Below are 15,043 nucleotides of genomic sequence, written 5' to 3'. Positions count from 1 at the left end.
TGACCCCTGCCAGCAGAGAACCATAGCCACTGTGATACTTTGACTGTCACCACTCAAACCCTCATACTTCACCTGGTTCACGGAGCTCTTGATTGCCGACTGTCAATATTCCACTGTTCCCCTTGTCCTCACCGCTGTTTCCCGACAGCAGGATGCCATTGCGTATCTTCGAGGTACGTTACTTGCACATGATCAAGCAATGTCAAAAGGACAGTGAGCCTTTTGGTGTGGTGGCCCTGCGCGCAGGCGGAGAAGTGCAAAGACCGGGTGTTGATGAGTCCACTTACTCGATCGGGTGTCTGGCGCACCTGACCGATCTGATTGAGGTTCAGCCCGGACTTCTGATGATCGACACCACCGGCGGCAAGCGGTTCCATATCGAGGCTAGTGAACGCGGCGCCTACGGACTTTGGCATGGCCGCGTCAGCTTGCTCGACGAAGACATGGCGGTCGATATCCCGCCAGATTTGCAGCCACTGGCAGACAAACTCGGGGCACTGATCGCTGACGCCCAGAAGCAAGGCTTGGAAAAGCAGCTACCACTGACTCGCCCCTATCGACTCGATGAGTGCGGCTGGGTTGCCAACCAATGGGCCACACTGCTGAACATCGACACCGTGATCAAAGTTGACCTGCTGTCTGAAGAGGATCCGCTGGCCAGACTAACCAAGGTCAAGTTGCTGCTGAGTTGAGTTGGTATCCGCCTAGGCGATTACCCCAACCGCTGCGTCTTTAGGTTTAGGTTGACCGGTCTCCTGCACGTAAGCGGGAGCCGGATGGGTGGTCAATCGATGACCCGCCTTCAAAATCTGGCTTGGCACGTCGTGTTGAACAAGGCTCGGTAAAACGGCACCCACCTGCAAGAGTTTTTGCAGGTCAATGCCAGTATCAAAACCTTCAAGCTCGAGCATGTGAACCACTTCCTCGGTGCAAGCGTTGCCGCTAGCGCCAGGGGCATACGGACAACCACCGATACCGCCAAGGGCTGCGTCAAACCGATCAATGCCAGCATCAATGGCGGCCAGCACATTGGATTGAGCCAAGCCTCGTGTGTTGTGAAAGTGCAATGTGAATGTCACTTCTGGATAGTTGGCTTTGGCCTTGCGACACAAGCGACGCACCTGAGACGGAAATGCCATGCCGGTGGTGTCACACAGGGTAATACGTCTGACACCTTGGCGTGCAAAGTTGTCAATCAGCTTTAAAACCTCAGCCTCAGCGATATCACCCTCCATCGGACAACCGAACGTGGTCGATAGTGACACATTGACAGCCACCGGCTTGGCAAGTGTTTGCTGCTGCAACACTTCGATGATTTGACCGAGTTGCGCCATGGACTGCTCGCGCGTCATGCGAAGGTTGGCACGGTTGTGGGTTTCACTGACCGACATCACCAGATTCGCTTCATCAATGCCACAGGCGAGCGCACGCTCAGCACCCCTGACGTTGGGAATCAGCACCGTATATTCAACGCCGGCGACACGCTCGATCTCATGCATGACGACTTCGGCATCCCGCAGCGCTGGAATAGCTTTGGGCGAGGTGAATGATGTCGCTTCGATCTTGGCGAAACCACACTGACTCAATTGATTGATGAACGCAATTTTGTCCGCAGTTTCAATGAATACTGCCTCGTTTTGAAACCCGTCACGCGGTGATACATCGTGCATGTATATGCGAGGTTTGGCCATGCAAGCATCTCCGAATAAAAATACTTAATGTTCTATTTTAGGGGTTTTCCCGAATAAGTTGTTCCGCACTGCAGCATGAATGCCGCTTTGGCAAGCACCCGAACGACGTTTGAGCATCACTTCAGAGTGAGTGCGCGCTGTAACATCATCCTTAACTCATGAGCAGCCACAGACAAGACTGTCGGCTGTGACTTTTGAGTCAGCAAGTTTTTATTCAAACGTAAGGAGATCTCGTGAAACTCGTTCGATATGGCGCCCCTGGCAAAGAAAAGCCTGGTTTGATTGATGCCGATGGCAAGCTGCGTGACCTTTCCAAGAAAATCAAGGATATCGGTCCGGCTGAACTATCGCCCGCGGGCTTGGCCAAGATCGCCAAAATCAAACCCGAGTCGCTACCCCTGGTCAAAGGTCGCCCACGCATGGGCGTGCCGCTAACAGGTGTGGGTAAATTTTTAGGGATCGGGCTGAACTACTCGGACCACGCCAAAGAAGCGGGTATGCCGATCCCCAAAGAGCCGATCATGTTTCTGAAGTCAACTTCGAGCTTGAGTGGCCCCAATGATCAAGTCATGCTGCCCAAGGGGTCAGTGAAATCTGACTGGGAAGTGGAGTTGGGCGTGGTCATTGGCAGCAAGTGCCAATACGTCAGCAAAAAAGATGCGCTCAAACATGTGGCCGGCTACTGCGTGGTCAACGATATCTCTGAGCGTGAGTATCAGCTGGAGCGTGGCGGCACATGGGATAAAGGCAAAGGCTGTGATACGTTTGGCCCGGTAGGCCCTTGGCTGGTCACTGCTGATGAGATCAAGAATCCACAGCGACTCGATATGTGGTTTGATCTGAACGGTAAGCGCTACCAAGATGGCAACACTAAAACCATGATTTTTGATGTGGCGACGATCATCAGCTACGCCAGCCAGTTCATGACCTTGATGCCCGGCGACATTATCACCACGGGCACGCCACCGGGTGTGGGCATGGGCGTCAAACCCAAACCCGTATTCCTGAAAGCTGGCGATGTCATGACCTTAGGGATCGAAGGCTTGGGTCAACAGCGCCAGCAAGTGGTGGCGTACAAGAAACAGAAGTAACGCTGTACTCGACTACACGTAGCATGGGCGGTGGCTCTGACACCGCCCATGCCTTACACCCTGAGTGACGTGCCGAGCAGTCGAGCTCAAGCTCGAACTCAAACCACCTCAACATTCAATTGACCAAGCCCTGCAAATCGGCCAACCATTTTGTCTCCGGCAACTACAGCACCCACGCCTTCTGGCGTTCCGGTAAAAATCAAGTCCCCTGCTCTTAATTCAAACAGTCCTGAAAGGTAAGAGATGCTTTCCGGGATGTTCCAGATGAGTTGGTCCAGATCACTGTTTTGTTTGACCGCGCCATTAACTTCCAGAGAGATCTGACCAGCATTCAGAATGCCCGTTTTTGTGACGGGATGGATAGGACCAATCGGACCACTCTCATCAAATGCTTTGCCAACTTCCCAGGGTCGCCCCTGCTTTTTGGCTTCACCTTGCAGGTCACGGCGTGTCATATCCAGGCCAAGTGCATACCCAAAGATGCAGGATGCCGCACGATCAACCGGAATGTCTTTGCCGCCACTACCCAAAGCCACGACCAACTCCATCTCATAATGCAGATTCGCGGTCTTGGACGGATAGTGAATCTTGCCAGTGGTGCCATCAGGCACAATCACCAGCGCATCAGCGGGCTTACAGAAAAAGAAAGGATCCTCACGACCGGTAAAACCCATTTCCTTGGCATGTTCGGCATAGTTGCGTCCCACACAAAACACCCGGCGCACAGGAAACTGCTGACTGCTACCAATCACAGGAATCGAAACCACAGCAGGCGGGGCAAATACGTAATCTGACATTGATCAGTCCTTAAAAAATTAACAAATGATTCTAGCGGACAGCATGAGCTAAGTGGTTTTAAAACAAACTACCGAGCGAGCCCACCATATACAGCGCCCGCCAAACGAAGTAGCGCCAGATCACTGCCCTTGGGACCAAGCAAAGAGACGCCGTATGGTTTACCACTTGCAGTGCGCATCGGAATGCTGATCTGCGGCAAGCCTGAAAGTCCAGCCACGCAAGTGATGCGCATGGTACGCATGCGCACGTCATCGACCGATGCAAGAGCAGCATCGAGCCTAGGCGCGGTACTGGCCGACGAAGGCAACACCACCACCCCGTGCTCAGCCACCAACTGTTGCACGCGTTGCTTGACCATCTCAATGTCGGCCCAGGCATTTTTGGCAACCGCCTCGGTCACAGTCGATGCAAATTTGAATCGATCCGCAATTGCCTGCCCCATTGCAGGCTTATATTGATCAATCCAGGCACCGTGAACCATCCACGATTCTCTGGCACTTGCCACATGATAAGCACGGCGCCAATCTTCTAAAGTCTGCCCGACTGGCAATAGATCCTGGGACTCGGGTTGCACGCCTAAAAGCGCAGACAAGACGCTTTGCACCTGCGCCAAACCAGGCTTCAGTTCAGCCTCAGCCATGTCCCATAAATCTTGCCAATGCAAAACCTTCTTCAACGGATGCTGCGTAGCCGGCAACAACACCTCACCGACTTTCTCAAACACATCAATATCTTGCGCAAGCCAAGTCAAGGTATCAAACGATGGTTGCAAGGGCAAAACCCCAACCGTTGGCAAGCACCCGTGGGTGGAACGCAAGCCCCAGATACCGCAATAGCTCGCTGGCACCCGGGTAGAGCCACCCGTGTCACTACCCAAGGCAAAATCAACCAACCCTGCAGCGACTGCCGCTGCAGAACCGCTTGAAGAACCGCCGGGCACACAGTCTGGCGCATTGGCATTGAGCGGCGTACCGTCATGAATGTTGTCACCATTTAAACTGTAGGTCAGCTCATCGGTAATCACTTTGCCTTTGAGTGTTGCACCTGCATCAAGCAGTGACTGCACCATCGGGCTTGTGAGCGTGGCTGGCGCATGGGTCTGTAACCAGACAGGGTTACCAAACCCGGTCGGCCAACCCGCAACGTCATAGATGTCTTTGACAGCAAACGTCAGACCACTTAACGGTCCATGGGAAGCACCATCGATGACAAACTTGCCATGGCTAACCCAAGCCTTCGCTGTATCATCAATGTCGAAGGCGCGTGTTGAAGAAATCATTGCCGCTGAGCTCCTGATGCCTTTGGTTTTCAATAACCAATGACTTGACCGTCGCGTCGCGTATCTGAACCACCCACGTAAGCCACGGTCTCGCCAGCATGTGAAGGCAACTGCGCAATCAATTGGGCACTCCCGAAATCGATGCTGTTATTAGGTTGCACTTTGGGGTTATGGCCCATGGTTTTGAGCTGCTCGATGACTGACGCTGGCCATTCGGCCTCCATGATCAGCTCACCAACATCATTAATACGCCAACGAGGCGCATCTGACGCCGCCTGCGGATTCAATCCTTCAACGGCACACCGCAAAGTCACCTGCAAGTGTCCTTGGGCCTGCATGTTGCCACCCATCACCCCAAATGCCATTAAAGGCTTGCCATCACGGGTCATAAAGGCTGGAATGATAGAGTGCAGCGGTCGTTTGCCGGGAGCGACCTGATTCGGGTGACCTGGCTCAAGGCTAAACGCCATGCCCCGGTTGTGTAGCGAAATACCGGTCCCTGGTACAACCACGCCGGAACCAAACCCCTTGAAGTTGGATTGAATATAAGAAATCATCCGGCCTTGTGCGTCTGCTGCACACAAATAGACCGTGCCACCAGAGCCAGGCTGGCCAGAAGGATACTGCCCTGCTTTGTTCGGGTCGACAAGACTGGCACGCTGCTTCAAATATGCATCATTGAGTAGATCCTCTGAACTCATGCGCATGTGATCAGGATCCCCAACATGAGCATACAGGTCTGCAAACGCCAGACGCATGACCTCGATTTCAAGGTGTGCCCGTTCAGCCGATCCAGGCTTGGTCTGCTCATAGGGCAGGTGCTTCAAAATGCCAAGCGCAATCAAAGCGGCGATGCCCTGACCATTGGGCGGGATTTCGTGGACGGTCACATCATGATAGGTTTGGCCGATCGGCTGCACCCATTGCGTTTGTTGTCCAGCCAAGTCATCCAGCGTCAAAGATGCACCACATTCTTTCGCGAAAGCCGTTATCTGTTGGGCCAGCCGACCTTCATAAAAGGAACGGCCTCGCGTGCGGGCGATCTCACGCAGCGTCACGGCCTGATCCGCAAAACGCCAAATCTCACCCGCTTTAGGTGCCCGCCCCTGCGGCATGAATGCGGCGAACCCTGGCTCGTGGCCCAAATCAATGGTGGCCTGATGCCATTGCTTGGCAATCACGGGCGAGACCGGGAATCCGTCCATCGCATGGCGAATCGCATCGACAAACAGATCTTCAAACGGTAACGCACCAAATCGCTCTGACAAGTCCGCCCACGCTGCCACTTGGCCAGGCACAGTGACCGTCTCCCAGCCTTGCTTGGGCATAGCCTTCAAGCTCTTGAAACGCTCGGGTGTCCAACCCGCTGGCGCACGACCACAACCATTCATGCCGTGCAACTGTTTGCCATCCCACAAAATGGCAAACGCATCACCACCAATCCCGTTCATGACGGGTTCAACCACGGTCAACGTGATCGCTGCGGCCAAGACTGCATCGATGGCATTACCACCGCGCGCGAACGCAGCTGCACCAGCCTGGGAGGCCAGGGGCTGAGAGGTGGCAATTAAATTGCGAGCCATCACCGGCTTGCGGTGAATGGAGTCAAATGAGGCGAGGTCCATAAACAACTATCCCGTGGTTTTATGCATAAAGACGCAAGGATAGGTCAAGGGCGAGGTTTTGGCTACGCTGCCGGCAAAAGCCTAAGGCACCAATCGATCGGCGCCACCCATATATGGCCGCAAAACCTCGGGCACAAGCACTGATCCGTCTGCCTGCTGGTAATTCTCAAGCACCGCCACCAGGGCTCTGCCCACCGCCAGACCTGATCCATTTAACGTGTGGACGTACTCCGGCTTACCAGAGGCTGGCCGGAAACGCGCCTGCATACGTCTGGCTTGAAACGCCTCGCAATTCGAGACCGATGAGATTTCACGCCAAGTGTTTTGTGCAGGAATCCAGACTTCGAGATCGTAGGTCTTGGTGGCGCCAAATCCCATGTCGCCCGTGCACAACTGCATCACGCGGTATGGCAGTCCAAGTGCTTGCAAGACGGCTTCGGCGTGGCCGACCATTTCATCGAGCGCTTCATAAGACTGCTCGGGATGAACAATCTGCACCATTTCAACTTTGTCGAATTGATGCTGGCGAATCAATCCACGAACATCTCGTCCGCCACTGCCTGCTTCAGAACGGAAGCAGGGTGTGTGCGCCGTTAGCTTGATCGGAAGCTCTGCTTGCGCCACGATCGAGTCACGCACCATGCTCGTTAACGTAATCTCGGAAGTAGAAATCAAGAACTGCTCTTGAGCACCCTCATCTACCTCACCACCACGCGTCACCCAGAACATGTCCTCGCGAAACTTTGGCAACTGACCTGTACCCACGAGCGTGGACGCATTCACGATGTAGGGGGTATAGCACTCGGTATAACCATGCTGTCCAGTCTGCAAATCCAACATGAATTGCGCCAGCGCACGGTGCAAACGCGCCATCTGGCCACGCATGAAACTGAACCTTGCACCAGACAGCTTGGCACCCACTTCAAAATCCAGGCCCAGTGGCTCGCCGATATCGACATGGTCTTTTGCTTCAAAACCCAGTGACGCAGGATTGCCTTGCGCATCGGGCGTTGGCACCCAGCGCCGCAGCTCGACGTTGTCATCACTGTCTTTGCCCAGCGGCACCGACTCATGTGGCAAATTCGGTGTTGCCAACAGCAGCGCATTTAATTGCGCCTGGATTTGATACAACGACTCTTCGAGTGCCTTGAGCTTGCCGGGGATTGTCTGAGACTGCGCCATGACCTCAGAAGCATCCTCGCCTTTGGATTTCAAGGCACCGATTTGCTTGGCCAGGGTGTTGCGCTGGGCTTGCAGCGTTTCAGTCTCGGTTTGAATCGCCTTGCGTTGCGATTCGAGCTCATTAAAGGACGCCACATCAAATGTCACGCCACGTGTGGCTAATCGCTCGACAACAAGGTCAAGGTTTTTTCTCAGCAAAACAGGATCAAGCATGGTCGCTACGAAGGCAGATAGTCATCAAAGTTGCATTGTAGCCTTGCCAGCCACGACAACTCATTGGCGCTGCGCACCGATCAATCTGGCACCACCGCCCAACGAATCACGAGGCTGATCAGCCACAACAGACCAGCACCGGCTGCCCACAACAAAACGAACCAGCCAACACGCTGCCATGCTGGCCTTGGCGCCTCGCCACCGCGATGGCCATCATCCATGGTATCCATGGCTGTCGCCAACCTTGCCCCTAAAGACCCAATACGAATAGGCGGTATAAGCCAGAATCGTTGGGATCAGCACCACACTACCCACCAACAAGAACTGCAAAGACTTGTCGGGTGCGGCCGCCTCCCAAAGCGTCACCGACGGCGGCACGAGGTAAGGAAACAGACTCATGGCAAGGCCGATGTAGGACACCACAAACAGCCCCACTGCTGCCAGATAGGGCTTGCCCGGACGGTTACGCTTTAGCCCATCAAATACCGCAAAAGCACACGCCAACACCAACACCGGCACAATCAGGGTGTACAAACGGTCAGGCCACACCAGCCAGCGTTGCAAGTAGTACTCATGCAGGGTCGCTGTCCAGACACTTAATACCACCATGGCAGCTAACACGAGAATTAACAAGCGTGGCGCATACCGTTTGGCATGCTGCTGGACCTCACCCTCGGTTTTAAGAATTAACCAAGTTGCACCCAACAGCGCATAACCTACCACCAATGCCAAGCCAGTTAACACCGCAAACGGTGAGAACCAATCCCACGCACCACCAGCATACGAACGACCTTGCACCGCGATCCCTTCCACGATGCCACCAAGCACCATGCCTTGTGCAAAGGCCGCCACGGTTGAGCCGCCGGCAAATGCCAGATCCCAGAAGTTGGACTTGCCACGCACTTTGAACCTGAACTCAAAGGCGACGCCACGAAACACAAGTGCCAACAGCATCAAAAAGATGGGGATGTAGAGTGCGGGCATGATGATTGAATACGCCAGCGGAAACACAGCAAACAAACCTCCGCCAGCCAACACCAGCCAGGTCTCATTGCCATCCCAGACCGGCGCCACCGAATTCATCATCTGATCACGGTTGTCCTGCCCTTTAACAAACGGAAATAGAATCCCCACACCCAGGTCAAACCCGTCTAGCACCACGTAAGCCAGAAGAGCAAATGCAATCAGCCCTGCCCAAATCAATGGAAAGTCAATCATGATTGCTCCTTGCGGCTTGGGGTTTACGGGCCAGAGACGGCGGCACAAAGCCAGCCGCACGAGTGGGCAGTTTGACGTCCATGGTGGGTTCGGACGCCACCGGCGGCTGTCGCATCTGCCTCAGGATGTAGACCAAGCCGGCCGTAAACAGCGTGAAATAGACCACCACAAAGGCCACCAGGCTGGTGGCTACCATGGATGTGGTGATTGGTGAGAGCGAGTCTTCGGTGCGCAGCAATCCATAGACGGTATATGGCTGGCGCCCGACCTCGGTCACAATCCAGCCGGCAATCACTGCCACAAATCCTGCCGGTGACATCAAAAGCGCAGCCTTTAACATCAGTGGCGTGTCATAAAGCTTGCCCTTGCGGCGCAAATACAAACTCCAGAGTCCAACGGCGAGCATCAGGAACCCGATCCCCACCATGACCCTGAAAGCATAGAAAGGCGGTGCCATCGGTGGCCAGTCAGCTCTGGGAAACGCATCAAGCCCCTGCAAACCACCGGTCAGACTGTGCCGCAAAATAATACTGCCCAACAGCGGAATCTCGACCTTGTACTCCATTTTGGCTTCTTCTTCATTGGGAATGCCAAATAGCACCAGGCCAGCCGGCTTTTCTGATTCGAAGTGACCTTCAATGACCGCTATTTTCATGGGCTGGTGCTGCAAGGTATTTAGGCCCTGAGAGTCACCGGCGAAGATCTGGATAGGGGTCACGATGGCCGCCATCCACATCGCCATCGAGAACATCTTCTTGACCGCCTCCACACTCATGGAGCCATCAGCCTTGCCGGCGCGCAGCTTAAGCAGATGGTAGGCACCGACGCCACCGACGACAAATGCTGTGGTCAAGTAGGCCGCCAGCACCATGTGAGCAAACCGGTGGGGGAATGAGGGGTTGAAGATGACTTTCATCCAATCGACCGGGATGAACTGCCCAGCCTCATTGATTGCAAAGCCGTCTGGTGTTTGCATCCAGCTATTGATGGAAAGAATCCAGAATGCCGAGGCAAAAGTGCCAAACGCCACCATGCCCGTGGCAAACAAATGCAGGCGCTCGCCAACTTTCTGCCGGCCAAACAGCATCACCCCTAGGAAACCGGCTTCCAGGAAAAACGCCGTGAGTACCTCATAGCCCATGATCGGACCCAGAATCGGACCAACCTTATCGGCAAACACACTCCAGTTGGTACCGAACTGATAGGTCATGACTAGGCCGGACACCACACCCATGCCGAACGAGAGGGCAAAAATCTTCTTCCAGTAGTTAAAGAGATCGAGGTAAACCGTCTTGCGCGTGAAATGATGCAAACCATTTAGCACGAAGAGGTAACTGGCCAATCCGATCGTAAACGCCGGGAAAATGATGTGCAGCGCGACCGTAAACGCGAACTGCAACCTAGACAAGTTCAGGGCATCAAACCATTCCATGTGGGTTTCCGTCTATCAGGGCGGCAGGTCATGCGCCGCGGTTTAGCGTGATTTCTGCCGATTAAACCACGACAGATGTAACAAACCTAACACTTAGTTACAAAAAAACCCATCTCATAGGCTCAGCAACGCCCAACTTACCCGCCGAACTAACCCTCTGCGTCCGAGTCACGCATTCTTGCCTGCTCATCAAGCTCGCGCAATTGCCTAAGTTTTTGTGAAATATTGATCTCTAGCCCCCGATTAACGGGCTGATACCAGTCAGGTGCAGGCATATCATCGGGCAAATAGCGTTGACCAGCGGCAAACCCATCGGGCTCATCGTGGGCATAGCGATAGCCTTGGGAATGCCCCAAGTCCTTGGCTAGTTTGGTCGGGGCATTGCGCAGGTGATTGGGTACCTCGCGAGAGCGGTCCTGCGCGACAAATGCTCTGGCCTGGTTGTAAGCCTTATAGCCCGCGTTGCTCTTAGCCGCCACAGACAGATAAATCACCGCCTGACCCAGCGCCAGTTCACCCTCTGGCGATCCAAGCCGATCAAACGCATCAGCTGCATCGTGGGCGATCTGAATCGCTCGTGGGTCTGCCAACCCAATATCCTCCCAGGCCATGCGAATAATGCGTCTGGCCAGATAACGAGCATCAGCGCCGCCATCAAGCATGCGTGCGAGCCAATACAATGCAGCATCGGGGTCAGACCCACGGACCGATTTGTGCAAGGCTGATATCTGATCGTAAAAGTTGTCCCCACCTTTATCGAATGCACGTCCTGACTGACTCAGCACACTGGCAAGCTGATGCTCATCAACAACACCCGTATCAAACGACTGCAGGACGATTTCGAGCTGGTTCAGCAATCGCCTGGCATCTCCATCGGACTGTGTGACCAGCCAGTTCAATGCCCCTGCATCAAGCTCGATCGGGACTTGTTCGCGCGCCAGTGCTCTGCGAGCCAGCAGCCTGAGATCATCATCCTCGATGGCTTTAAGCACATGTACTTGTGCGCGCGACAACAATGCCCGGTTAACCTCAAACCCAGGGTTTTCTGTGGTGGCGCCAACGAAGACGACCAGACCTGACTCAACGAATGGCAATAGTGCATCTTGCTGCGACTTGTTAAAGCGATGAATCTCGTCCACAAACAAAAGCGTTTGTCGACCGGTGGTATCCAGTGTTTGTTGAGCCTGGTCCATCGCAGCCCGGATGTCCTTCACACCTGCAAACACCGCCGATATCGCAATAAAGGCGCAATCAAATAAATCCGCCATCAAGCGGGCCAAGGTGGTTTTACCAACGCCAGGTGGCCCCCAGAGAATCATGGAGTGGGGCTCGCCGGCCTCAAATGCTATGCGCAATGGCTTGCCCGGGCCGATCAGATGCTGTTGACCCACCACATCATCTAGCGTGCGCGGACGCATCTGCTCGGCCAGTGGCGCTTTGGGTTCGCGGCTAAACAGGTCCGCCATGATGGTTATTGCAACCGGATAACATCGGTGTCCGGTGGCGGGTCAATGACGAACTCATTGGCACCGAACTCCGATTGCGCACGCAGCGTTAAAAGCTCGATCCGCGTGGTCTGCCCGAAGCCGTCAACTAATAGCAGTCGAGCTGGCCGACCTTCGCGCATGCCAATGTCGAGTTGTGTCAAACCGGCGTCTGGCCGTTTGGGTACGGCACGTAACCACATCATGCCATCGTCATCTGGCAACTCAGACACTTCAAAAGCATCTTGCAATTTGCCCTGTCCAAACAAGATTGCAGCCGGCGAACTCCCAATCGATTGATCAAGTGCGCGCACGGTCAACTGTTGCAAATCAGGGTCATGCTGGTACAGCGTGCGTCCGTCACTGGCCACTAACTGTGGTTGGGGTGTCTGGATATCCCAACGAAACTTGCCGGGCCGATCGAATGCAAAGACACCGGTTTGTGCGCGACTCGTGCGCCCATCGGGGCCGACGGTGAATTGCTCGAACGTGCCGCGCGCAGCTGGTACTGTCTGTACGAACTGTTCGAACTGTTCAATCGCGGGTGCCGCCCAAGCCGCCCCCCCTGACAAGGCCAACACGCCAAGGCCAACCAGCAAGCGTCGACGAACCGAGGCGTTGGCACCTGTCATGCACTTAATCTTCATCGGAAGGGCCCGCAGGGGCAAGAATCTCACGATTGCCGTTGGACTGCATGCTCGACACCACGCCAGCCTGCTCCATTTGCTCAAGCAATCGCGCTGCACGGTTATAGCCGATACGCAAATGACGCTGCACCAGTGAAATAGAAGCGCGCTTGTTCTTTAAAACAATCGCGACGGCCTGGTCATATAACGGGTCTGCCTCAGCATCCGTAAAGCCCGTGACGCTACCAACACCGTCACCGGTCTCGCCAGCCACACCCCCCTCTAGCAGACCTTCAATATAGTTGGGCTCGCCTTGTGCCTTGAGGGACTCGACCACCCGATGCACTTCGTCGTCTGACACAAAAGCCCCGTGCACACGAACTGGCAGACCGGTACCCGGCGGCATGTAGAGCATGTCACCCTGACCCAGAAGGGTCTCAGCACCCATCTGGTCCAGAATAGTACGTGAATCGACTTTGGAAGACACCTGAAAAGCGATTCTAGTTGGGATATTGGCCTTGATCAGTCCAGTGATGACATCCACGCTCGGACGCTGCGTGGCCAGCACCAGATGGATGCCGGCCGCCCTGGCTTTTTGCGCGAGACGAGCGATTAATTCTTCAATCTTTTTACCAACCACCATCATCAGGTCGGCAAGCTCATCGATCACCACCACAATGGTAGGTAGCTCGGACAATGGCTCTGGCGCCTCGGGCGTTAATGAAAACGGGTTGGGTATCACCTCATCGCGCTTTTTTGCATCACGGATTTTGGTATTAAAGCCACTGAGATTGCGCACACCCATTTTGCTCATGAGCTTGTAGCGCTTTTCCATTTCAGCGACACACCAATTCAGCGCGTTGGCAGCCTGACGCATGTCGGTCACCACCGGTGCCAGCAGATGCGGGATGCCCTCGTAGACACTCATCTCAAGCATCTTCGGATCAATCAGAATCAACCGCGTGTGGCTGGCATCGGCTTTATAAAGCAGTGACAAAATCATGGCGTTAATGCCAACCGACTTACCAGAGCCCGTGGTACCAGCCACGAGTAAGTGAGGCATTTTGGCCAGATCAGCCACCACCGGATTACCGGCGATATCTTTGCCAAGGGCCATGGTTAAAAGTGATGCACTGGCGTGATAGGTTTGGGAGCCAAGAATCTCCGAGAGTTTGACCATTTGCCGCTTGGGGTTGGGCAGCTCTAGGCCCATCAGGTTCTTGCCAGGGATCGTCTCCACCACCCGAATACTGACCAAGCTCAGCGCGCGTGCAAGGTCTTTAGCGAGGTTAACAATCTGACTGCCTTTGACACCCGTGGCAGGCTCAATCTCATATCGGGTGATCACCGGCCCAGCTTGCGCGGCCACCACCGTCACCTGAACACCGAAGTCGGAGAGTTTTTTCTCGATCAGCCGCGAAGTGAATTCAATGGTCTCAGGCGATACGGTCTCGACCATCTCTGGTGGCGCATCCAGCAAACTGACTTCAGGCAAATCGCCAGCAGCCGCCTCCTGAAACAACGACTGCTGCCTTTCTTTTTGGACCCGCTCAGATTTTGGCACGCTCGCCACAGCGGGTTCGATGCGAACCGGTTGTTCATGCGTGATTTGATCATGGCGTTTTTCAACATCCTCATGGCGCTGCGCCAAAGCCGCCTCGCCCAAGCGTCGATCCTGACGAGCCTGATAGGCGTAATAGATCCCCATCACACCGCGCTCTAGCCAAGTACCTAGCCGTTCACACACCATCATCCAGGAAAACCCAAAAAACAGGCTCGAGCCGATCACCAGCATGGCGATCAGTATCAACGTGCTACCGGTGAATCCCACCAACATGTTCAATAGCGACGACCAGGCATAACCGATCACACCGCCAGCGCCACTGATCGTGGCAGTCTTGCTTGGCAGGTCAACGCCCAGTGAAGCCAAGCGCAAGGACTCCAGCCCTACCGATCCTGCGAGCACCAAAACAAATCCAACACCCTGCTCCCAGCGCACACGATCCAGTGCTTGATCGCCTTCGTCACGAAAGTGATGCACCAAACGCCGGTAACCGGCGTAGACCCGGTGCAAAAGCAACACCACTAGCCACCAGGCAGAAAAGCCCAGCAAGTAGTAGAGGATGTCAGCAGTGTAAGCGCCCAAAATGCCGCCACGGTTAACCAACACCGACTGGGTTGCCGAGTGCGACCAACCGGGATCGGCCGGGCTCCAGGTCGCTAAAACCAGCGCCAGCCATGCAGCCAGCAGAGCGAACAGCACCCAGCGAGCTTCCCGTAGAAACGAGAGCACACGCAGTTGCAAAGGTGAAGGTCCATTGCGGACGTTGCGCGAACTTCGGGCCGAGCGCCCTGCTCGCGCCGATGCGGCGGTGACTTTAGACATGAGCGCCATTATATCTTC

At 54.8% G+C, this 15,043-nt stretch carries 13 protein-coding genes; 2 read left to right on the top strand and 11 right to left on the bottom strand.

What is annotated here, in order from left to right; genetic code table 11:
• Positions 1-92: 92 nt before the first annotated feature.
• Positions 93-692, top strand: coding sequence for an LON peptidase substrate-binding domain-containing protein (locus DHf2319_RS05770; protein ID WP_243479850.1), 600 nt, complete (start codon positions 93-95; stop codon positions 690-692).
• A gap of 12 nt (positions 693-704) precedes the next feature.
• On the opposite strand, the gene DHf2319_RS05765 is transcribed toward DHf2319_RS05770, so the two are convergent.
• Complete coding sequence (locus DHf2319_RS05765; protein WP_243479849.1) at positions 705-1,691, bottom strand: hydroxymethylglutaryl-CoA lyase; 987 nt, start codon at positions 1,689-1,691, stop codon at positions 705-707.
• A 233-nt stretch (positions 1,692-1,924) separates the two neighbouring features.
• Here DHf2319_RS05765 and DHf2319_RS05760 point away from each other — a divergent pair, with 233 nt between their 5' ends.
• Positions 1,925-2,782: a fumarylacetoacetate hydrolase family protein gene (locus tag DHf2319_RS05760; RefSeq protein ID WP_243479848.1), complete on the top strand. Its 858-nt coding sequence runs from the start codon at positions 1,925-1,927 to the stop codon at positions 2,780-2,782.
• A 98-nt stretch (positions 2,783-2,880) separates the two neighbouring features.
• On the opposite strand, the gene DHf2319_RS05755 is transcribed toward DHf2319_RS05760, so the two are convergent.
• The 10 genes from DHf2319_RS05755 to DHf2319_RS05710 form a co-directional block, all read right to left on the bottom strand.
• A complete protein-coding gene (locus DHf2319_RS05755) occupies positions 2,881-3,579 on the bottom strand; it encodes a fumarylacetoacetate hydrolase family protein (protein WP_243479847.1) in 699 nt (232 codons plus the stop codon).
• A 68-nt stretch (positions 3,580-3,647) separates the two neighbouring features.
• Positions 3,648-4,859, bottom strand: a complete 1,212-nt coding sequence (locus DHf2319_RS05750) for an amidase (RefSeq protein WP_243479846.1) — start codon at positions 4,857-4,859, stop codon at positions 3,648-3,650.
• 29 nt (positions 4,860-4,888) lie between these two features.
• Complete coding sequence (locus tag DHf2319_RS05745; RefSeq protein WP_243479845.1) at positions 4,889-6,484, bottom strand: gamma-glutamyltransferase family protein; 1,596 nt, start codon at positions 6,482-6,484, stop codon at positions 4,889-4,891.
• 81 nt (positions 6,485-6,565) lie between these two features.
• Positions 6,566-7,879 carry a serine--tRNA ligase gene (serS, locus tag DHf2319_RS05740; RefSeq protein WP_243479844.1) on the bottom strand — a complete coding sequence of 438 codons (1,314 nt, stop codon included), beginning with the start codon at positions 7,877-7,879 and terminating at the stop codon, positions 6,566-6,568.
• 80 nt (positions 7,880-7,959) lie between these two features.
• On the bottom strand, positions 7,960-8,109 hold the full coding sequence (locus DHf2319_RS05735) for a hypothetical protein (RefSeq protein WP_243479843.1): 150 nt from the start codon (positions 8,107-8,109) through the stop codon (positions 7,960-7,962).
• A complete protein-coding gene (gene cydB / locus DHf2319_RS05730) occupies positions 8,093-9,100 on the bottom strand; it encodes a cytochrome d ubiquinol oxidase subunit II (protein WP_243480027.1) in 1,008 nt (335 codons plus the stop codon). The genes DHf2319_RS05735 and cydB overlap by 17 nt, the downstream gene beginning before the upstream one ends.
• Positions 9,090-10,529 carry a cytochrome ubiquinol oxidase subunit I gene (locus DHf2319_RS05725; RefSeq protein WP_243479842.1) on the bottom strand — a complete coding sequence of 480 codons (1,440 nt, stop codon included), beginning with the start codon at positions 10,527-10,529 and terminating at the stop codon, positions 9,090-9,092. The genes cydB and DHf2319_RS05725 overlap by 11 nt, the downstream gene beginning before the upstream one ends.
• A 149-nt stretch (positions 10,530-10,678) precedes the next feature.
• Positions 10,679-11,995, bottom strand: a complete 1,317-nt coding sequence (locus DHf2319_RS05720) for a replication-associated recombination protein A (protein ID WP_243479841.1) — start codon at positions 11,993-11,995, stop codon at positions 10,679-10,681.
• Positions 11,996-12,000: 5 nt separating this feature from the next.
• Positions 12,001-12,645 carry an outer membrane lipoprotein periplasmic chaperone LolA gene (lolA, locus tag DHf2319_RS05715; RefSeq protein WP_243479840.1) on the bottom strand — a complete coding sequence of 215 codons (645 nt, stop codon included), beginning with the start codon at positions 12,643-12,645 and terminating at the stop codon, positions 12,001-12,003.
• A gap of 4 nt (positions 12,646-12,649) precedes the next feature.
• Positions 12,650-15,025, bottom strand: coding sequence for a DNA translocase FtsK (locus tag DHf2319_RS05710; protein WP_243479839.1), 2,376 nt, complete (start codon positions 15,023-15,025; stop codon positions 12,650-12,652).
• Between the last annotated feature and the right edge of the window lie 18 nt (positions 15,026-15,043).

This window comes from Orrella daihaiensis (assembly GCF_022811525.1).
In the GTDB taxonomy this organism is placed as follows: Bacteria; Pseudomonadota; Gammaproteobacteria; order Burkholderiales; family Burkholderiaceae_B; genus Algicoccus; species Algicoccus daihaiensis.
The sequence above is the reverse complement of the archived record's forward strand: the minus strand, read 5'-3'. Positions and strand labels throughout refer to the sequence as shown.